Genomic DNA, 18,132 nt, shown 5'->3' on the forward strand with positions numbered 1-18,132 from the left:
GGGTGTCCTTTTACATTAGGGTTTCAGGGCGTCGAGCAGCGCCTCGGGTTCTGGGCGTTGAGTGTAATCGGGGTTGACCTCGGCGTAACGAATGACGCCGTCCTGGCCGATCACATAACGGGCTGGCATGGGCAGGGTCCAGGCCGGGGCATCGTTGACGGTCGGCAGGTCGATCTGCAGCAGCTTGTACAGCTCGATCAGGTAGTCGGGCAGGGTGAAGCGCAGGCCGAAAGCATCGGCGACGTCGTTGTGAGGGTCGTTGAGAATCGGGAAGGCGAGGTCGGTAATACGCTCCGATTTACGGCTGTTGGCCGCGGTTTGCGGGGACACCGCCACCAGGTTTGCGCCGGTCGCTTTCAATGTGGGAAGGAAGGCTTGCAGGGCCTGCAACTCCATATTGCAGTACGGGCACCACACGCCACGGTAAAAGGTCACGACCAACGGCCCTTGGGCCAGCAACTGCGCCGAGGAAACCAGCTCGCCATTGGCGTCTTTGAGGCTGAACAGCGGGGCCTTGTCGCCAACTTTCAACGCACGGTCCGCGGCGCCGGAAGCGATCAGCTCGGCGGTGGCGCGCTCCATGATCGGGTGGATATGCGCCGGGGCGCTGTAGGGTGGTTTGCCCGCCTTGAAGTCAGCGCGAAAGGCGTCAAGTTTTGCCTGGAGTGTCATGGGGTATTCCCTCAAGTGATGGGCCGGTTGGCTGGGGACCATCATGGGCTTGACCGCAGAGGCGCAGAAGCGGGTTGGGAGGCATAGGATTTATGCCTTGGGGGAATGCCGAGCAGGAGTTTTCAATATCCGGACAAACAACCGTCAGTCAGCCCACAAGAACTTGTGCTTGAGTAAAGATAACTCCAGGGTTATTTTTGTTCAGCCAAAGCAAGGAGGCTGTGGTGCAAAGCAGGCTATTGATCAAGGAACTGCAAGAAGCGGGTTGGGTGCTGGATCGGGTCACGGGCAGCCATCATCTTTTTACCCACCGCTATAACCCCTACACCATTCCGGTGCCCCACCCCAAGAAGGACCTGCCGATGGGCACCGTCAGAAGCATCAGAACACGCGCCGGGCTGTTTCAGTTTTAAGGAGAGATTTCATGCAATACCCAATCTGTATCGAATGGGGCGATGACTTCACCGCCACCGGTATCCAGATCCCCGATATTCCAGGTGCCGTGACGGCCGGGGACAGTTTTGAAGAGGCCTACAACGCGGCCGTGGAAGTGGCGCACATCCTGCTGCAGGAGATGGCCGCCGAGGGCCGGGCGATTCCCATGCCCACCTCGGTTGCCACGCACCACCACAATGAGGCATACGCGGCCATGGGCTGGGGGATGTTGGAGCTGGACATCTCGCCGTATCTGGGCAAGACCGAGAAGGTCAACGTGACCTTGCCCGGTTATGTGATCCAGCGCATTGACCGCTATGTGCGCGAGCACAAGGTCAAGAGCCGGTCTTCGTTCCTGGCCGATGCCGCGCTGGAAAAGCTCGTACGGCTGTGAACCAGGCCCCCGCTGACCGGGGGCTGGCGCCGGTGGTCAGGCCGTGGCCACGGCCGCTTGGCGGGACGCAATCAAAAACCGCAACAGGGCGATCAGCGGGAAGGCGCTGCCCACCAGCATCACCCCCAGCCAGCCGCCGTGCTCGTACACGCTGCTGGCAATGGCCGAGCCAAACGCGCCGCCCAGGAACAGGCTGGTCACGTACAGCGCGTTGAGGCGGCTGCGGCTGTTGGCGTCCAGGGCATAAATGGCGCGCTGGCCGAGGACCATGTTCATCTGCACGCAGAAGTCCAGCATGATGCCGGTCACGGCCAGGCCGATCACGCTGTAGAGCGGGTGAACGAAGGCCGGCAGAAAGCTCAGCGCCGCAAACAGCATCGCCAGCAATGAGGCCTTGTGGGTATGGCCCGCATCCGCCAGGCGCCCGGCGATGGGGGCGGCGACGGCGCCGATGGCACCGACCAGGGCGAACAGCGCGATCTGCGATTGGTTCAGGCCGTGGTGATGCACCAGTTCCAGCGGGGAGGCGGTCCAGAACAGGCTGAAGGTGGCAAACATGCAGGCCTGGTAAAACGCGCGCTGGCGCAGTACCGGATGCTGGCGCATCAATGTGCCGAGCGAGCGCAGCAACTGGCCATAACTGGCGGAGTGTTCCGGTTGGCGCTTGGGGATGGTCAGGCGCAGCACGAGGTTGATGAACACCATCACCACGGCTGCGGCGATGAACATCGCACGCCAGCCAAAGTGGTCAGCCACCACGCTGGACACCGGCCGTGCCAGCAAGATACCGAGCAGCAGGCCGCTCATGATGCTGCCCACCACGCGCCCGCGGGATTCGGCGGGCGCCAGGTTGGCCGCGAGCGGAATCAGGATCTGCACCGACACCGAACTGAACCCGATCAGCAGCGACACCAGCAGGAACAGGTTCGGTTGCTGGGCGAAGGCCGCCGCCAATAGGCTGGCGATGGCCACCAGGTTGGTGATGATCATCAGGCGGCGGTTTTCCAGCAAGTCGCCCAGCGGCACCAGGAAGAACAGGCCCAGCGCATAGCCGATCTGGGTCAGCGACACGATCAGGCTGGCCAGGGTCGGGCTCAGGCCGATGTCCGGTGCAATCAGGTCGATGATCGGTTGGGTGTAATAAATGTTGGCGACCACCGCGCCGCAACAAAAAGCGAACAGCATCACCATTCCCCGGGTCATGGTGCCCGAGGGGGAAGTTTGGGTTGAAGCATTCATGGCGTTCTCTTGAAAACGTAGGAAGAAGGAGAAGGGCAGTAGAGACTTGGCCTGGGCCAGAGTAGGCCGCTTGCGGTGATAACACTCATGCCGGGGGTGGTTGGCCGAATGGTTAATTTTTCCAAGTGGTTTGGATGATACATTTGGTTACAGTCCCTCTGGCAAGTGCCATTCATGAAACTTTTCTGACAGGAAACCGTGCGTCATGAAGAAAACGATGTTGAACAAGACCCGCTGGACGTCGGCCCTGGGCCTGGCTGCTCTCATGGCCCTGGGCACGGCCCATGCACAGGACGCACCGCGTGTGGGGGTGCGAGGCGCTATCACGGCGGTGGACGGTGACGCGCTGCACGTCAAGGTCAACAGCGGCGAAGACGTCACTGTGCACTTGATGGCCGACACCCAAGTGCGGGCAGTCACCCTGGCCAAGATCGAAGACATCCAGCCCGGCAGCTACATCGGCTCGGCGGCCATGCCCAATGCCGACGGCAGCCTCACCGCCCTGGAAATTCACGTGTTTCCACCGGCAATGGCGGGCACCGGCGACGGTCATCGTGCGTTTGACCTCAAGGAAGGCAGCAGCATGACCAACGGCACCGTGGGCGACCTGGTGGTGAGTAACGGCCGTACGTTGACCGTGAAGTACAAGGGGGGCGAGCAGAAGATTGTGGTGCCGGACGATGTGCCCATCGTCAACCTGGAGCCGGGCGATCGCAGCCTGCTCAAGCCGGGCGTGAAGGTGGTGTTGTTTGCGGCCAAAGGCGCGGACGGGACCATCACGGCCCAAGCGATTTCGGCAGGCAAGGACGGCGTGACCCCACCGATGTAACCGCTCGCCTTCCCGTGCACTGCGCGGGAAGGCGAGGTGTCAGGCGTTATTGGCCGGAGTAGATCTGGTCAAACACGCCGCCGTCGTTGAAGTGGGTCTTTTGCACGGTGCGCCAGTCACCAAAGGTTTTTTCTACCGACAAAAAGTCCACTTTGGGGAAGCGGTCGGTGTACTTGGCCAGCACCTTGGGGTCACGCGGGCGCAGGTAGTTCTGCGCGGCAATGTCCTGGCCTTCGGGCGACCACAGGAACTTCAGGTACGCTTGGGCCACGGCGCGCGAGCCTTTTTTGTCGACCACTTTGTCGACCACCGACACCGGCGGCTCGGCCTCGGCCGACACGCTTGGGTAGACCACTTCAAACTGGTCGCGGCCAAATTCGCGGGCGATCATTTCTGCTTCGTTTTCAAAGGTCACCAGCACGTCGCCGATCTGGTTGGTCATGAACGTGGTGGTGGCGGCGCGTCCGCCCGTATCGAGCACCGGTGCGTGCTTGAACAGCTCGCCCACAAATTGCTTGGCCTTGTTTTCGTCGCCGCCGTTCTTGAGCACATAGCCCCAGGCCGACAGGTAGGTGTAGCGCCCGTTACCGGACGTCTTGGGGTTGGGCACGATCACTTGGACGCCGTCCTTGAGCAGGTCGGGCCAGTCTTTGAGGGCCTTGGGGTTGCCCTTGCGCACGATGAACACGGTGGCCGAGGTGAACGGCGCGCTGTTGTTCGGCAGGCGCGTGACCCAGTTGTCCGGCACCAGCTTGCCGTTGTCTGCCAGGGCGTTGATGTCGGTGGCCATGTTCATGGTGATCACGTCAGCTGGCAAACCGTCGATGACCGAGCGCGCTTGTTTGCTGGAGCCACCAAAGGACATCTGCAGGGTGAGCTTGTCGTCCGGATGCTCGGCGGCCCAGTGTTTCTGGAAGGCGGCGTTGTAGTCCTTGTAGAAGTCGCGCATCACGTCGTAGGAGACGTTGAGCAGGGTGGTGGGGGCAGCATGGGCGGCGCCGGCCAGCGCGAGGCCGGCCGCGAGAAGGGAGGCGCTCAGGAGTTTTTTCACTGCTCATTCCTTGGGTGGGGGTCAAATTGGGGGCAATAGGCCAGCAACTATAGCCGGGGTGGCATCGGCCTCTAAAGATCAAATAAAACTTTGTTTATTACACTTTTTGAAAAAGATTGCTCCCACAGCGCGAGCAGAATGCAGCGTTGGGTTCATGGCTGTCTTTCTTGCACACCGGGCAGTCATGGTGCAGCTGTTCGCCGCGCATGGCGTTGGCCAGTTCCGCGGTGAAGATCCCGGTGGGCACCGCGATGATCGAGTAACCCGTGATCATCACCAGCGACGAAATCACCTGCCCCAGCGGGGTTTTGGGCACGATGTCGCCAAACCCCACGGTGGTCAGCGTGACGATCGCCCAATAGATGCCCTTGGGGATGCTGGTAAAGCCGTGCTCGGGCCCTTCGATCACATACATCAGCGTGCCGAACACCGTCACCAGCGTGCACACGCTCACCAGGAACACCACGATCTTCTGCTTGCTGCCGCGCAGCGCCGACATCAGGTAGTTGGCCTGCTTGAGGTACGGCCCCAGCTTGAGCACCCGGAAAATGCGCAGCATGCGGATGATCCGGATGATCAGCAGGTACTGCGCGTCGCTGTAATACAGCGCCAGGATGCCCGGCACAATGGCCAGCAAATCCACCAACCCGTAAAAACTGAAGGCATAGCGCAACGGCTTGGGCGAGCAATACAGCCGCAGCCCGTACTCGATGGCAAAAATGATGGTAAAGCCCCATTCGATGTAGGCCAGCACATTGGCGTAGTTGCGGTGCACGTCCTCGATGCTGTCGAGTATCACGATCACCAGGCTCGCCAGGATAATCAGCAGCAGGGTGCTGTCGAAACGCCGCCCGGCGGGGGTATCGCTTTGAAAAACCATGACGTAGAGCCGCTGACGCCAATCGTTGTTGCTGTCCATGGAAGTCGCCTGAAACAAATGTGTGCGAAGCCTAGGGCGATTCGAAGGGCCTGTCCACGCTGGCCCTTTGCACAACCCGGGCACTGGCGCGCACCAGCCAGCAGGCGAGGATAAACGGCGCGGTCAGGGCTGGCAGGTTCAGGCTGGCAAAACCCGGGGTGAGCAAGATGGCCAGCACGATGCCCGCCAGCGGCAGCCAGGGGCGGCGGTGCCCGCTCAGCGCCACGGCGGCGAGCGCCGGGTTATAGCTGTGCAGGCCCGACAGCGCGCTGGCGGTTTCGCCCAGCAGGCAGGCCACCAGCAGGCCAAGGCTTGCGCCAGCCAATGCCCATAACGCGGCGCGGCGGTTGGCCACCCACAGGCCAACAAGGATCAACAGCCCGGCCAGCGGTGGCTCCAACAGCAGGATCTGGCCCAGGCCGGTCAGCGGCGCACTGAGCACCGCCAGTGCGTCAGGCTCGGCTAAGGCAAACCCGCCGGGCGGTGTGGGGCCCAGCAACAGCCAGCCCAGCACCACAAAGGGCGCGGTGTAGGCGGGCAGGTCGCCGGGGTGACGGGCGTGCTTGAGCCATTGGCGAGTGATGATGGCACTGAGCCCGCCGCCCGCCAGGACCAACGGCGGCAACCATGCCGACCCGGCAAAGTGCTGGCCGATCAACAGGCCCAGCAGCACCCCGTTGTAGCTGTAAAGCCCGGCCTGGCGCTCGGCTTTGGGGTAGCCCCGGCGCTGGGCCGTGAGCAAACCGGCGAGGCCGCCCAGCAACGCGCCGCCCAGCGACATCGGCGCGCCGCACAGGACGGCCAGCAGGCACGCCACACCGCACACCGGGTGACGCTGGAGGACGACTTGACTGAAGCCGTTGAGCAGCGCTTCGGCCCAGTCCGGGCAACGGTCGTTGTGCATGGGGTGTGGGCCTTGGGGCCGGGCTACTGCGCGGTCAGCGGTCGCGAATCGAGCAGTTCACCATGTGCTCAAGCCCCTTGATCAACGCCGAATGGTCCCAGTTTCCGCCGCCAATCGCCGTGCAGGTACTGAACACCTGCTGCGTACCGGCCGTGTTCGGCAGGTTGATCCCCAATTCCTTGGCACCGGCCAGTGCCAGGTTCAAATCCTTCTGGTGCAGGTTGATACGAAAGCCCGGGTCAAACGTGCCCTTGATCATCCGCTCGCCGTGCACTTCCAGAATCTTGGACGAGGCAAAACCGCCCATCAGCGCTTCACGCACCTTGGCCGGGTCGGCGCCGTTTTTCGAGGCGAACAGCAGCGCCTCGGCCACCGCCTGAATATTCAGCGCGACGATGATCTGGTTGGCCACCTTGGCGGTCTGGCCGTCGCCATTGCCGCCCACCAGGGTGATGTTCTTGCCCAGGCTCTGGAACAGCGGCAAGGCCCGCTCGAACACCTGCGGTTCGCCGCCGATCATGATGCTGAGGGTGCCGGCCTTGGCACCGACTTCACCGCCGGACACCGGGGCGTCCAGATACCGGGCGCCGGTTTGATTGATTTTGGCGGCGAACGCCTTGGTGGCGGTGGGGGAGATCGAACTCATGTCGATCACCACTTTGTTTGGCGACAAGCCTGCGGCCACGCCGTCGGCGCGAAACAGCACGTCCTCGACCTGGGGCGTGTCCGGCACCATCACAATGATGAACTCGGCTTCCTGGGCGACGTGTTGCGGGTTGGCCAGGGCCACTGCACCGGCGGCTATCAAGGCCTCAGGCGCTTTGCCGTGGTGTTCGGACAAAAACAACTGGTGACCTGCCTTTTGCAGGTTGGCGGCCATGGGTTGGCCCATGATGCCGGTGCCGATAAATCCGATCTTAGCCATGGAAAAATCCTCTTGTTATTAGATGGCGTTGTGGGTCTTGAGCCAGCCGAGCCCAGCCTCGGTGGTGGTCAGCGGTTTGTACTCACAGCCCACCCAGCCCTGATAACCAATGCGGTCCAGGTGTTCGAACAGGAAGCGATAGTTGATCTCCCCGGTCCCCGGCTCATGACGCCCCGGGTTGTCTGCCAGCTGAATGTGATTGATCTGCCCCAGGTGCGCCGCCAAGGTGCGCGCCAGGTCACCCTCCATGATTTGCATGTGGTAGATGTCGTACTGCAGGAACAGGTTGTCGCTGCCCACCTGTTCGCGAATCGACAGGGCCTGCGCCGTGTTGTTCAGGTAAAAGCCCGGGATGTCATGGGTATTGATCGCTTCCATCACCAGCTTGATACCGGCCGCTTGCAGCTTGTCGGCGGCGTATTTGAGGTTGGCGACCAAGGTTTTTTCCAGCGTGGCGTCGTCGACGCCTTGTGGTCGAATCCCGGCCAGGCAGTTGATCTGGGTATTGCCCAGCACCTGGGCATAGGCGATGGCCAGGTCCACGCCTGCGCGAAACTCTTCGACCCGGTCGGGGTGGCAGGCCAGGCCGCGTTCACCGTTGGCCCAGTCACCGGCCGGCAGGTTGAACAGCACTTGGGTCAGGCCATAGGCGTCGAGTTGCGCCTTGAGCTGGGCAGAGCTGAAGTCGTAGGGGAACAGGTACTCGACCCCGCTGAAGCCCGCGTCGGCGGCGGCCTTGAAACGGGCGAGAAAGTCCTGTTCGGTAAACAGCATGGACAGGTTGGCGGCAAAACGCGGCATGGGGTTCTCCTTAATCGAGCAGGGAAATGGCAGTCGGCGCATCGTTGCCGACCAGGGCCAGGTCTTCGAATTCGTTGACGGCGTTGATCTCGGTGCCCATGGAAATATTGGTCACGCGCTCCAGAATAATCTCAACGATCACCGGAACCTTGAATTCTTCGACCATGTGCTGGGCCTGGCGCAAGGCGGGCTGGATCTGCCCCGGTTCAAACACACGCAAGGCCTTGCAGCCCAGGCCTTCGGCGACGGCCACGTGGTCCACGCCATAACCGTTAAGTTGCGGGGCGTTGAGGTTGTCGAACGACAACTGCACGCAGTAGTCCATTTCAAAACCACGCTGGGCCTGGCGGATCAAGCCTAGGTAGGAATTGTTCACCACCACATGGATGTACGGCAGTTTGAACTGCGCGCCCACGGCCAGCTCTTCAATCATGAACTGGAAGTCATAGTCGCCTGACAGCGCGACCACTTTGCGGCTCGGGTCGGCCTTGACCACGCCCAGCGCCGCCGGGATGGTCCAGCCGAGTGGGCCGGCCTGGCCGCAGTTGATCCAGTGGCGGGGTTTATAGACGTGCAGGAACTGCGCGCCGGCAATCTGCGACAGGCCAATGGTGCTGACGTAGCAGGTGTCTTTGCCGAACACCTGGTTCATCTCTTCGTACACCCGCTGCGGCTTGACCGGCACGCTGTCGAAGTGGGTCTTGCGCTGCAGGGTGGCCTTGCGCTGTTGGCACTCTTTGAGCCAGGCACTGCGGTCCTTGAGTTTGCCGGCGGCTTTCCACTCGCGAGCCACTTCGATGAACAGCGTCAGCGCGGCAGCGGCGTCAGACACGATACCCAAGTGCGGGGTGAACACGCGGCCGATCTGCGTAGGCTCGATGTCCACATGAATAAAGGTGCGGCCCTCGGTGTACACCTCCACTGAACCGGTGTGGCGGTTGGCCCAGCGGTTGCCGATGCCCAGCACCACGTCGGCCTTGAGCATCGTCGCATTGCCGTAGCGGTGTGAGGTTTGCAGGCCGACCATGCCGACCATCAACGGGTGGTCGTCCGGGATAGTGCCCCAGCCCATCAGCGTAGGGATGACCGGGATGCCGGTGAGTTCGGCGAACTCCACCAGCAACTCGCTGGCGTCGGCGTTGATCACACCGCCGCCGCTGACCAGCAGCGGGCGCTCGGCCTGGTCCAGCAGGGCCAGGGCTTTTTCCACCTGGATGCGGGTGGCCAAGGGCTTGGCCAGGGGCAGCGGCTGGTAGGCCTCGATGTCGAATTCGATCTCGGCCATCTGCACGTCGAACGGCAAGTCGATGAGCACCGGGCCAGGGCGGCCGGAGCGCATTTCGTAAAAGGCTTTCTGGAACGCATAAGGCACCTGGCCCGGTTCCAGCACGGTGGTCGCCCATTTGGTCACCGGCTTGACGATGCTGGTGATGTCAACGGCCTGGAAGTCTTCCTTGTGCAGGCGGGCGCGGGGGGCTTGGCCGGTGATGCACAGGATGGGGATGGAGTCTGCCGAGGCGCTGTACAGGCCGGTGACCATGTCGGTGCCCGCCGGGCCCGAGGTGCCGATGCACACGCCGATGTTGCCGGCCTTGGTACGGGTGTAGCCCTCGGCCATGTGCGAGGCACCTTCAACGTGGCGCGCGAGGACATGATCGATGCCGCCCACGGTGTTCAGCGCCGAGTACAGCGGGTTGATGGCAGCGCCCGGAATCCCGAAGGCGGTGTCCACACCTTCACGGCGCATCACCAGAACGGCGGCTTCGATTGCTCTCATTTTGCTCATGGTTTTGTGCCTCTTGCGTTTTGTAATTGTATACAAGTGGTGGTGTGGTGGGAGTGTATTCACGGCAAGCTGGGCAGGTCAATGCATTTTATGGGAGGGCTGTTTCGCCGGTTGGAAGCGCTTTGGAAGAAAATAGTGGGATGGATGGCGCGTATGTTTTAAAAAATTGTATACAAAAAATAAATTTGTTGTGTTCTATTTGTGCCATTCCAATAACACGATAAGGACGGCACCCATGAGCGCTCTAACCTTGAACGTCGCAGTGACCCTGGCCTCTCAGGCCCTTGCCACCGGCCGCGCCCTCTGCGCCGCGCCGCTGACGGTGGCGGTACTCGACAGTGGCGGGCATCTGGTGGCGTTGCAGCGTGAAGACGGTGCCAGCCTGCTGCGCCCCCAGATCGCCATCGGCAAGGCCTGGGGCGCCATTGCCCTGGGCAAAGGCTCGCGTTTGCTGGCGTTGGACGCTCAGCAACGGCCGGCGTTTATTGCCGCCTTGAACAGCCTGGGGCAGGGCAGCGTGGTGCCTGCGCCGGGCGGGGTGCTGATTCGCGATGCGCAGGGGCGCGTGGCCGGGGCGATCGGGGTGAGCGGGGACACCTCAGACATTGATGAGCACTGCGCAATCAGCGCCGTCGAGGCGGTGGGGTGGCTGGCGGATGCGGGGGTGTCGGCGTGATGTTGGGGGGGACAGCGCGGCGGCCGATCAGCCCAGCTCACACCCTTTGAGCACCAACCGAATCACCGTCTGCGCCGCCGCTTCATAATCGGCCTCATCGAGCTTCGCCTTTCCCGTGACTGCCGAGATCTGCCAGTCAAAGTCGGCATATGTCTGCGTCGCGGCCCAGATGCTGAACATCAGGTGGTGAGGGTCGATGGGGGCGATCAACCCCCGGTCCACCCAGCTCTGGATGCACTCGATGTTATGCCGGGCCTGGGCGTTGAGTTGTTCCACTTGCTCGGGGCTCAGGTGCGGTGCGCCGTGCATGATTTCGCTGGCGAACACTTTGGAGGCCGAGGGCAGGTCGCGAGAGATGCGGATTTTCGAGCGGATGTAGTTGCTCAGTACCGTGCCAGGGTCGCCGTCCGGGTTGAACGGGGTGGAGGCAGCCAGGATCGGTTCTATGATGCTTTCGAGCACTTCGCGGTAGAGGTTGTCCTTGGACTTGAAGTAGTAATACACGTTGGGCTTGGGCAGCCCCGCCTTGTGGGCGATGTCGCTGGTTTTGGTCGCGGCGAAGCCCTTGTCGGCAAACTCCTCGCTGGCCGCCCGCAGGATCAGTTCTTTGTTGCGCTCGCGAATGGTGCTCATAAACCGGGTGGTTCCTTGCCAGGACAGGCGGTCGGGCATGGTAGCACCGGCGGTCCGCGAGCCTCAACAATGGGCCTGCGCGCCTTGGCGCGGGGTTTGTCGGGCGCAGGTATTGGCAGGGACGGCACCGGGGGGCACACTCTGGCGCAGTTTCAACTGACCGCCCAACAATAAAACGAGTGTTGCCGTGAGCGAACATCCCCCCTCAGAGGCCGCCAAGCCGAGCCCGACGGTCAACGTCGGTTTTTTGCTGCTGGAGCATTTTTCCCTGCCGGCCTTTACCCAGGCGCTGGACACCGTGGTGACGGCCAACCTGCTGCGCCCGGGGCTGTTTACTTCGCGCACCTTTGGCTTGAGCGACGGGGAAGTGATCAGCGACCTGGGCCTGGTGATCCGGCCGGACGCCTGCCTACAGGCCAGCGCATGCAAGGGGCTCGGCCTGCTGGTGATCTGCGGCGGGTTTCGCACCGAGCTCAAGGCCTGCGAAGGGTTCGTGCAGATGCTTAAAGGGGCCGCCGAGCAAGGCGTGCAACTGGCCGGGCTGTGGAACGGCGCCTGGTTTCTTGGGCGTGCGGGGTTGCTGGAGGGTTACCGTTGCGCCATTCACCCTGAGCATCGGTCGGCACTGGGAGAAATTTGCAGGACCACCCAGGTAAGCTGCGAACCCTATGTGATCGACCGTGACCGGCTCAGCGCCTCCAGCCCTTCCGGGGCGTTTCACCTGCTGCTCGACTGGATCAAGGGCCTGCACGACAAGGCGTTGGTGGAAGGTATCGAGGACATCCTGGCGTTTGAGGAGTCGCGCTACCGGCGCATCAAACCCACGGAGCACCAGAGTGTCAGCGCACCGCTGCGCGAGGTGCTCAAACTGATGGACGCCAACCTGGAGGAGCCGTTGGAGCTGGAGCAACTGGCGGTGTATGCCGGCCGTTCCCGCCGCCAGTTGGAGCGTTTGTTCAAAGAGCAAATGGGCACAACGCCGCAGCGCCACTACCTGGAACTACGCATCACCGAAGCGCGTCGGTTGTTGCGCCATACCGAGCTGTCCCAGGTGGAAGTGCTGGTGGCGTGCGGTTTTGTGTCGCCCAGTCACTTCAGCAAGTGTTACAGCGCGTACTTCGGCTACCGGCCCTCCAAGGAAAAGCGCCTCGTCAGGTAGCCGATGCCCCTGCGTTTCCGATTGCCCGCTTATCCACGACCGACGGCGGGCGATTACTCGGCGATCTGCAATTTGCGCGACTCGGTGTACACGTACCGGACCTTTTCATACTCGAATGGCGAGTTCATCTGACCGTAGCGAAAGCTGGTCTGGTAGCGTTTGTCCACGACACGCAAGGCCCAGATTTCCGGGTGGTGCTCGCTGACCTTGGACACGTTCAGGTAATTGACCTGGGCTTCGGCGGTGTAGTCCACGGCCAGGCCTGCGGTGTCGCGCAGGTTTGACGGGCCCAGGATCGGCAGCACCAGGTACGCGCCGCCGGGGACGCCATAAAAGCCCAGGGTCTGGCCGAAGTCTTCGCTCTGGCGCGGCAGGCCCATGGCGGTGGCCGGGTCCCACAGGCCGGCGATGCCCAGGGTGGTGTTGAGCAGCAGGCGCCCGGTGGTTTCCAGCGAACGGTGGCCTTTGAGCTGCAGCAGGCTGTTCAACAGGTTCGGCACGTCCCCCAGGTTGTTGAAGAAGTTGCTCACGCCGGTGCGCACAAAGCTTGGGGTGACGTAGCGGTAACCGTCGACCACCGGCAGGAACACCCATTGGTCGAAACGGTAGTTGAAGTGGTACACGCGGCGGTTCCACGACTCCAGCGGGTCGTAGACGTTGAGCGCGTTGAGGGTGGAGCGCTCGAACTCGCGCTGGTCCAGGCCAGGGTTGAACTTGAGCTTTTGCAGCGGCTCCTTGAACCCGTCGGCGTCTACCACGGTGGGGGCATTGGCTTTGCTGTTGTCGGCATTGGCTACGCCTGCGCACATCAACGCGGCGAGCAGCAGGAGGTATTTAGCCACGGAAGAACTCCAGCATGGCGTCGGCGTTGACGCGATAGTTGAGGTTGCCGCAGTGGCCGCCCAGGGGGTAGACGGTCAAGCGGTCGCCGAAGGTTTTACGCAAGAAGCCCAGGTCGCCCGGGCCCAGGATCACGTCGTCGGCGTTGTGCATCACGGCGATTTTCGGGCTGTCGTGCAGGTAGTCCTTGAGTGCGTAGAGGCTGACCTGGTCGATCAGTTGCAGCAGGCTGCCGCCGTCGGAGCGGGCGCGCCACATCGGGATGACTTGTTCGGTGAGGTAGCAGTCGAAGTCGCATTGCAACGCCCGCTTGAGAAACGGGGTGAGGCTGGTGCCTTCGGTGATCGGGTATTTGGGCGGGGTGATCAGGCCGCGGCGGTTTATCAGGTCCGATGTAAAGGCAATGTCGGCCGCCGAGAAGCGGAACGTGGTGCCGATCAGCATGGCCATCTGTTCGTTGGTCAGATGTTGCTTGGAGTTCTGGAAGTCGTAGAGCAGGGCGTCGTTGAGGTCGATGTAGCCTTTTTCCTGGAAGTAGCGCGTCAGCTTGTTCAGCACCAGCTCAAAGAACGTGTTGGTGTTGTTGATGCCCTTGACCTCGGTCTGTACCAGCTTGTCGAGGTTGGTCACCGAGGTGTAGAGGTTGACCGGGGGGTTGAGCAGCAACACTTTCTTGAAGTTGAAGCTGTGCCGGGTTTCGTCCAGCTTGCTGACAAAGGCGGCGTCCAGCGCGCCGAGGCTGTAGCCGGTGAGGTAAAAGTCGGTGACCGGCAGCGTGTTGTTTTGCGCGCGCACCGCTTGCATCACGCGGTACATATCTTTGGCGTCTTCTTCGGTCACCCCGGGTGTGGCGAAGCGCGACGCGGCGCTGATGAAGTCGAAGCTGGTGGGCGACGACAACTGGACCACGTGATAACCGGCCTTGTAGTACAGCTTTTTCAGGTATTCGTTGATGGTGCTGTCAAAGCGCGCACCGGTGCCTGCGATAAGGAAGATCAGCGGCGCGGCGCGGTCTTGTTTGGCGATGCGGTAGGTGAGTTTTTTCACGGCCCAGAAGTTGTCGGGCAGGCTGAACTCGCGTTCGGGGCGCATCGTCAGGGTGTAGTCGGACTGGTTGATCTCATCGTCGCTCGGCAGCTCGGGCCGAAGGTTGGGCGGCGTGGTGGCGATGGTCGCTTCGAACGGGTTGGTCAAGGGGTAGCCATAGCTGGCCTGATCAATGTCGACCGCCAGTGCCGAGGCACTCAGAAATAGGCTGCCCAGCAGGGCGGCACAGCGCAAGGAACGGAGCATGACGAAATCCCTAAGAGGAACGTACTTGATGAAGTTCGCAGGCTATGACCACCGCGTTGCCACCGAAGTGCCACCGTTGGGCACGAAAGTCGGAAAAAAACGTCATAAGCGGGGGCAATAGTTGCCAGACGATACACTTTGCCACGCTTTGTTGAACACTTATCTACTGACAAGCCTTGCCAACGGCGGCGGGGGTATTAAGCTGGCCGCCGTTTTCGCCTATTGGAGCGTTCCATGTCCCGCCGTTTGCCGCTGATCCTGCTGCTCGTTGCCCTGCCGTTATGGCTGGCCGCCAGTTATGGCGCCCGTTACGGGTTTATGGAGGATGGCCGGTGGGTGGGCATCTGTGCCGACGAAGCCGGTCGTTGGGAGTGCCAGGTGCGGTCCAACCTGGGCTTGATGATTCATTTCACGGTGCTGGGCTGGGCGGCGTTGGTAACGTCGGTGCTGGCGTTTGTGGTGCCGGGGCGCTTCGGCTGGGGGCTGGCGGTGCTGGGGATGGTGTTCGGGTTGCCAGCGCTGGTGTTGTACAACACCACGTTTGCGGTGTTTGCCGTAGTGATTGCAGGGTTGCGGCTGGTCCGCGCGCCCAGGGCTGCCTGATACCGCTCCCACGCGCCAGGCGTGTGGGAGCGGGCGAGCCTCTATACCTTGCGTACCCGCAGGCAGCGCCACAAGGCGGCAACCATCAGCAGGCTGACAAGTGCCCACCCCCAGGCTTGCCCGTTGAGCAGCCCTTCGCGGTACAGCTGCGGCGCAACGCCCGCACCGATGATGAAGGTGAGCAGGGCAACTTCGCGACGGGGCACGGCCACGGGGCGAATCACATAGACCAGGGCCGGCAATACCAGCGCCGCACTTGGAAAGCTGCGGTAGCGCGGGTCAAACACCAGCGCCAACATCATTACCGCGCCCGCGAACCCGGCGAGTGCCACCAGCCAGCCGGCGCGTCGCTCAAGCCCCTTGAAGGCCCGGGCGCGCCAACCTTCCCGGGCGCTGAGCGCCAGGGCGGCGTGAGCCAGTACCAGTACGTTCAACACCACCAACCATGCAGCCCATACCCACTCGTCGGTAAAGCGCGCCGTGACCCGAGTCAATTCCGCCCAGGTCCCAATTGAGCAGGCCGCCACGGTGCCCAGCAACGGCAGCATCCAGGCGCTGCGGGTGGTGCGCACGCGGCCGCCGAGCACCAGCGTACCCAGCAGGATCATCCCGCCCACCCCCAGCCACAGCGGCCAGTACGGCACGTTGGTCACGGGCCCCACGAGGATGCCCTTGTCCTGGCGATCGGCATCGAACAGCCCCCAATAACCGCCCACGGCGCCTTCACTGGCGCGTTTCCAGGGTTGGTCGAAGGCTTCGATGAGGTTGTAGTGCCAGCCGTTGGCTTCGGCCATGGCCACGAAACCGCGCATGAACGTGGCTTCATTGACGCGGCTCGGCACGGCCGTTTCACGCTGGCGGCCTTCGCTCGGCCAGCCGGTTTCGCCGATCAGCACGTCTTTGGGGGCAAAGCGGTTGCCGAAGGTCTGGCGAATGTCCGCCACGTGCTTGAGGGCCTGGTCGATGCCCGCCGGGTCATCTTCCCAATAGGGCAGCAGGTGAATCGTGAGGAAGTCCACCGCCGGTGCAATTTGCGGGTGTTGCAGCCAGAACTCCCACACATCGGCGTAGGTCACCGGCTGTTTGACGTGGCTTTTGACTTTGTGGATCAACGCCACCAGCCGCGTGGCGGTGACTTCTTTGCGCAGCAGGGTTTCGTTGCCGACGATAACCGCGGTGACCACATCGGCGTTGGCGTTGGCCGAGGCGATCAGGGCGTCGACTTCTTTGTCGGTGTCGACCGGGTTGCTGTTGACCCACGCGCCGATCATCAGTTTGAGGCCGTGTTTGCGCGCCAGGTCCGGTAAGGCTTCCAGGCCCGTCATGGAGTAGGTGCGGATGCATTCAAAGCGGGTGGCCAGCAGGGCGAGGTCGGCGTCCATGCGCTCGGGGCGCAACGTGAAGGGTTGGTCGAACGGCGACTGGTCCTTGTCGAACGGGGTGTAGGACGCACATTGCAACTTGTGGCTGGCGCTGGCGACGTCCGGCAACACCACCGGCTTGCCCAGGCCGTACCAGTAGCCGCCGAGGGCGAACAGGCCGAGGAGCAGGGCGAATAAATAGGGCAGGGCAGGGAAGCGGGCGGTGGCGGGCATGGTCGGCTTGTCTGGGGAGCAAAGGCGCGCATCTTACCCGGATTTGGGCCGCCCTAGTGGGGCCGCATAATTTTGACATGCAAAGATCGGGCGGGATTTTGATCGGTCGTTCAGTCAAACGCCTTGCTGGCGATGTGATGTCGTTTCTTGCTTAACCGAGGTCGTAGTCAGAGCAGGTCGCGCCGGGCCGCAGGTTGATGATCGAAGGGTCAGCACTCCACTGATGGTGCCAAGGCGGTGAGGGGCGTGCGTGATGGGGGCGCGGTGCACCACATAACAACAGGTTGACGTCGCTCGGCACCCGCCGGGCGCAGTACTTTCGGGGAAGCATGTATGAAGATGCGACGACTCTTGGGCGCAGCTGCCACGCTGGTAGTTGCGATGGGCTCCACACTGGCCAGCGCCGACAGCAAGACCCTGAGCATCGGCTATGTGGACGGCTGGTCGGACAGCGTTGCCACCACGAACGTGGCGGCCGAGGTGATCCGGCAAAAGCTGGGGCATGACGTGAAGTTGCAGGCGGTCGCTACCGGGATCATGTGGCAGGGTGTGGCCACCGGCAAACTCGACGCCATGCTTTCCGCCTGGCTGCCGGTGACCCACGGTGAATACTGGGCCAAGAACAAGGACAAGGTGGTCGACTACGGCCCCAACTTCAAGGACGCCAAGATCGGTCTGATCGTGCCGGAGTACGTCAAGGCCAAGTCCATCGAGGACCTCAAGACCGATACCACCTTCAAAAACAAGATCGTCGGCATCGACGCCGGTTCAGGCGTGATGCTCAAGACCGACGAGGCCATCAAGCAATACGGCCTGGACTACAAGCTGCAAGCCAGTTCGGGCGCGGCGATGATCGCCGAGCTGACCCGTGCCGAAGACAAGCAGGAATCCATCGCCGTCACCGGCTGGGTGCCCCACTGGATGTTCGCCAAGTGGAAGCTGCGTTTCCTGGACGACCCCAAAGGGATTTACGGCGCTGCTGAAACCGTCAACAGCATCGGCAGCAAGGACCTGGAAAAGAAAGCGCCGGACGTGGCGGCGTTCCTGAAGAAGTTCCAGTGGGCGTCCAAGGATGAAATTGGTGAAGTGATGCTGGCGATTCAGGAAGGCGCCAAGCCGGAGGCCGCTGCCAAGGATTGGGTGGCCAAGCACCCTGAGCGCGTGGCCGAGTGGACCGCTAAATAAGGCACGAAGCGTCTAGATAGCACCTTGCAAGCCCGCCTGGCGTTGTCGTCAGGCGGGCTTTGTGGTTTTGGGGGCAAAGGCTGTCACTTTGGACAGTGGAAAGTTGGCGTGATGGCGGCGGTTCTTCTACTACTAAGGTCGTCTGGAACCTGTCCCGCAGCCGCATACAGTGGGTACGTTCCAATAATAAAAA

General features: G+C 62.2%; 19 protein-coding genes. 7 read left to right on the forward strand and 12 right to left on the reverse strand.

Going from position 1 to position 18,132, the window contains the following annotated elements:
• Positions 1–15 precede the first annotated feature (15 nt).
• Positions 16–672 (reverse strand): peroxiredoxin-like family protein, encoded by a 657-nt coding sequence (locus ACW9H9_RS07465; RefSeq protein ID WP_457342489.1) that lies wholly within the window; start codon positions 670–672, stop codon positions 16–18.
• 224 nt (positions 673–896) lie between these two features.
• On the opposite strand from ACW9H9_RS07465, the gene ACW9H9_RS07470 reads away from it, so the two are divergent.
• Complete coding sequence (locus ACW9H9_RS07470) at positions 897–1,085, forward strand: type II toxin-antitoxin system HicA family toxin (protein WP_457342488.1); 189 nt, start codon at positions 897–899, stop codon at positions 1,083–1,085.
• A gap of 11 nt (positions 1,086–1,096) precedes the next feature.
• Positions 1,097–1,501 (forward strand): type II toxin-antitoxin system HicB family antitoxin, encoded by a 405-nt coding sequence (locus ACW9H9_RS07475; RefSeq protein WP_457342487.1) that lies wholly within the window; start codon positions 1,097–1,099, stop codon positions 1,499–1,501.
• Between the two features lie 36 nt (positions 1,502–1,537).
• On the opposite strand, the gene ACW9H9_RS07480 is transcribed toward ACW9H9_RS07475, so the two are convergent.
• Entirely contained in the window at positions 1,538–2,692 is a 1,155-nt protein-coding gene (locus ACW9H9_RS07480; protein WP_457342578.1) for an MFS transporter, read from the reverse strand.
• A gap of 253 nt (positions 2,693–2,945) precedes the next feature.
• Here ACW9H9_RS07480 and ACW9H9_RS07485 point away from each other — a divergent pair, with 253 nt between their 5' ends.
• Entirely contained in the window at positions 2,946–3,569 is a 624-nt protein-coding gene (locus ACW9H9_RS07485; protein WP_457342486.1) for a DUF5666 domain-containing protein, read from the forward strand.
• A 46-nt stretch (positions 3,570–3,615) separates the two neighbouring features.
• Here the strand turns inward: ACW9H9_RS07485 and ACW9H9_RS07490 are convergent, their stop codons facing one another.
• From ACW9H9_RS07490 to gcl, 6 genes are all read right to left on the reverse strand, one after another.
• Positions 3,616–4,620 carry a sulfate ABC transporter substrate-binding protein gene (locus ACW9H9_RS07490; protein ID WP_457342485.1) on the reverse strand — a complete coding sequence of 335 codons (1,005 nt, stop codon included), beginning with the start codon at positions 4,618–4,620 and terminating at the stop codon, positions 3,616–3,618.
• 97 nt (positions 4,621–4,717) lie between these two features.
• Positions 4,718–5,539, reverse strand: coding sequence for an ion transporter (locus ACW9H9_RS07495; protein ID WP_457342484.1), 822 nt, complete (start codon positions 5,537–5,539; stop codon positions 4,718–4,720).
• A 31-nt stretch (positions 5,540–5,570) separates the two neighbouring features.
• On the reverse strand, positions 5,571–6,443 hold the full coding sequence (locus ACW9H9_RS07500) for an urea transporter (RefSeq protein WP_457342483.1): 873 nt from the start codon (positions 6,441–6,443) through the stop codon (positions 5,571–5,573).
• A 34-nt stretch (positions 6,444–6,477) separates the two neighbouring features.
• Complete coding sequence (locus ACW9H9_RS07505) at positions 6,478–7,368, reverse strand: 2-hydroxy-3-oxopropionate reductase (RefSeq protein ID WP_457342482.1); 891 nt, start codon at positions 7,366–7,368, stop codon at positions 6,478–6,480.
• 18 nt (positions 7,369–7,386) lie between these two features.
• Entirely contained in the window at positions 7,387–8,169 is a 783-nt protein-coding gene (gene hyi, locus ACW9H9_RS07510; protein ID WP_457342481.1) for a hydroxypyruvate isomerase, read from the reverse strand.
• Positions 8,170–8,179: 10 nt separating this feature from the next.
• Positions 8,180–9,955, reverse strand: coding sequence for a glyoxylate carboligase (gene gcl / locus ACW9H9_RS07515; protein WP_457342480.1), 1,776 nt, complete (start codon positions 9,953–9,955; stop codon positions 8,180–8,182).
• A gap of 235 nt (positions 9,956–10,190) precedes the next feature.
• Between gcl and ACW9H9_RS07520 the strand changes: the two genes are divergently transcribed.
• Entirely contained in the window at positions 10,191–10,631 is a 441-nt protein-coding gene (locus ACW9H9_RS07520) for a GlcG/HbpS family heme-binding protein (protein WP_457342479.1), read from the forward strand.
• Positions 10,632–10,658: 27 nt separating this feature from the next.
• On the opposite strand, the gene ACW9H9_RS07525 is transcribed toward ACW9H9_RS07520, so the two are convergent.
• A complete protein-coding gene (locus ACW9H9_RS07525; RefSeq protein WP_457342478.1) occupies positions 10,659–11,264 on the reverse strand; it encodes a TetR/AcrR family transcriptional regulator in 606 nt (201 codons plus the stop codon).
• 187 nt (positions 11,265–11,451) lie between these two features.
• Here ACW9H9_RS07525 and ACW9H9_RS07530 point away from each other — a divergent pair, with 187 nt between their 5' ends.
• On the forward strand, positions 11,452–12,423 hold the full coding sequence (locus tag ACW9H9_RS07530) for a GlxA family transcriptional regulator (RefSeq protein WP_457342477.1): 972 nt from the start codon (positions 11,452–11,454) through the stop codon (positions 12,421–12,423).
• Positions 12,424–12,476: 53 nt separating this feature from the next.
• On the opposite strand, the gene ACW9H9_RS07535 is transcribed toward ACW9H9_RS07530, so the two are convergent.
• Both ACW9H9_RS07535 and ACW9H9_RS07540 read right to left on the reverse strand, forming a co-directional pair.
• Positions 12,477–13,232 (reverse strand): MlaA family lipoprotein, encoded by a 756-nt coding sequence (locus ACW9H9_RS07535; protein WP_457342577.1) that lies wholly within the window; start codon positions 13,230–13,232, stop codon positions 12,477–12,479.
• Positions 13,233–13,257: 25 nt separating this feature from the next.
• Complete coding sequence (locus ACW9H9_RS07540) at positions 13,258–14,556, reverse strand: serine/threonine protein kinase (protein WP_457342476.1); 1,299 nt, start codon at positions 14,554–14,556, stop codon at positions 13,258–13,260.
• A gap of 234 nt (positions 14,557–14,790) precedes the next feature.
• Between ACW9H9_RS07540 and ACW9H9_RS07545 the strand changes: the two genes are divergently transcribed.
• Positions 14,791–15,159, forward strand: a complete 369-nt coding sequence (locus ACW9H9_RS07545; RefSeq protein WP_457342475.1) for a hypothetical protein — start codon at positions 14,791–14,793, stop codon at positions 15,157–15,159.
• Positions 15,160–15,200: 41 nt separating this feature from the next.
• Here ACW9H9_RS07545 and ACW9H9_RS07550 read toward each other — a convergent pair whose 3' ends face one another.
• Positions 15,201–16,754: a glycoside hydrolase family 17 protein gene (locus ACW9H9_RS07550; RefSeq protein WP_457342474.1), complete on the reverse strand. Its 1,554-nt coding sequence runs from the start codon at positions 16,752–16,754 to the stop codon at positions 15,201–15,203.
• Positions 16,755–17,087: 333 nt separating this feature from the next.
• On the opposite strand from ACW9H9_RS07550, the gene ACW9H9_RS07555 reads away from it, so the two are divergent.
• A complete protein-coding gene (locus tag ACW9H9_RS07555) occupies positions 17,088–17,939 on the forward strand; it encodes a glycine betaine ABC transporter substrate-binding protein (RefSeq protein WP_457342473.1) in 852 nt (283 codons plus the stop codon).
• The last annotated feature ends 193 nt before the right edge of the window (positions 17,940–18,132 follow it).

The sequence above is a fragment of the Pseudomonas sp. SDO5215_S409 genome, assembly GCF_054071325.1.

What these genes read in the sequence shown, in the direction of transcription:
- ACW9H9_RS07485 (WP_457342486.1), top strand. Translation starts at nt 2,946, where the DNA reads ATGAAGAAAACGATGTTGAACAAGACCCGCTGGACGTCGGCCCTGGGC.
- ACW9H9_RS07505 (WP_457342482.1), bottom strand. Translation starts at nt 7,368, where the DNA reads ATGGCTAAGATCGGATTTATCGGCACCGGCATCATGGGCCAACCCATG.
- ACW9H9_RS07535 (WP_457342577.1), bottom strand. Translation starts at nt 13,232, where the DNA reads ATGTGCGCAGGCGTAGCCAATGCCGACAACAGCAAAGCCAATGCCCCC.
- ACW9H9_RS07540 (WP_457342476.1), bottom strand. Translation starts at nt 14,556, where the DNA reads ATGCTCCGTTCCTTGCGCTGTGCCGCCCTGCTGGGCAGCCTATTTCTG.
- ACW9H9_RS07465 (WP_457342489.1), bottom strand. Translation starts at nt 672, where the DNA reads ATGACACTCCAGGCAAAACTTGACGCCTTTCGCGCTGACTTCAAGGCG.
- ACW9H9_RS07525 (WP_457342478.1), bottom strand. Translation starts at nt 11,264, where the DNA reads ATGAGCACCATTCGCGAGCGCAACAAAGAACTGATCCTGCGGGCGGCC.
- ACW9H9_RS07520 (WP_457342479.1), top strand. Translation starts at nt 10,191, where the DNA reads ATGAGCGCTCTAACCTTGAACGTCGCAGTGACCCTGGCCTCTCAGGCC.
- ACW9H9_RS07555 (WP_457342473.1), top strand. Translation starts at nt 17,088, where the DNA reads ATGAAGATGCGACGACTCTTGGGCGCAGCTGCCACGCTGGTAGTTGCG.
- gcl (WP_457342480.1), bottom strand. Translation starts at nt 9,955, where the DNA reads ATGAGCAAAATGAGAGCAATCGAAGCCGCCGTTCTGGTGATGCGCCGT.
- ACW9H9_RS07500 (WP_457342483.1), bottom strand. Translation starts at nt 6,443, where the DNA reads ATGCACAACGACCGTTGCCCGGACTGGGCCGAAGCGCTGCTCAACGGC.
- ACW9H9_RS07495 (WP_457342484.1), bottom strand. Translation starts at nt 5,539, where the DNA reads ATGGACAGCAACAACGATTGGCGTCAGCGGCTCTACGTCATGGTTTTT.
- hyi (WP_457342481.1), bottom strand. Translation starts at nt 8,169, where the DNA reads ATGCCGCGTTTTGCCGCCAACCTGTCCATGCTGTTTACCGAACAGGAC.
- ACW9H9_RS07545 (WP_457342475.1), top strand. Translation starts at nt 14,791, where the DNA reads ATGTCCCGCCGTTTGCCGCTGATCCTGCTGCTCGTTGCCCTGCCGTTA.
- ACW9H9_RS07475 (WP_457342487.1), top strand. Translation starts at nt 1,097, where the DNA reads ATGCAATACCCAATCTGTATCGAATGGGGCGATGACTTCACCGCCACC.
- ACW9H9_RS07550 (WP_457342474.1), bottom strand. Translation starts at nt 16,754, where the DNA reads ATGCCCGCCACCGCCCGCTTCCCTGCCCTGCCCTATTTATTCGCCCTG.
- ACW9H9_RS07480 (WP_457342578.1), bottom strand. Translation starts at nt 2,692, where the DNA reads ATGGTGATGCTGTTCGCTTTTTGTTGCGGCGCGGTGGTCGCCAACATT.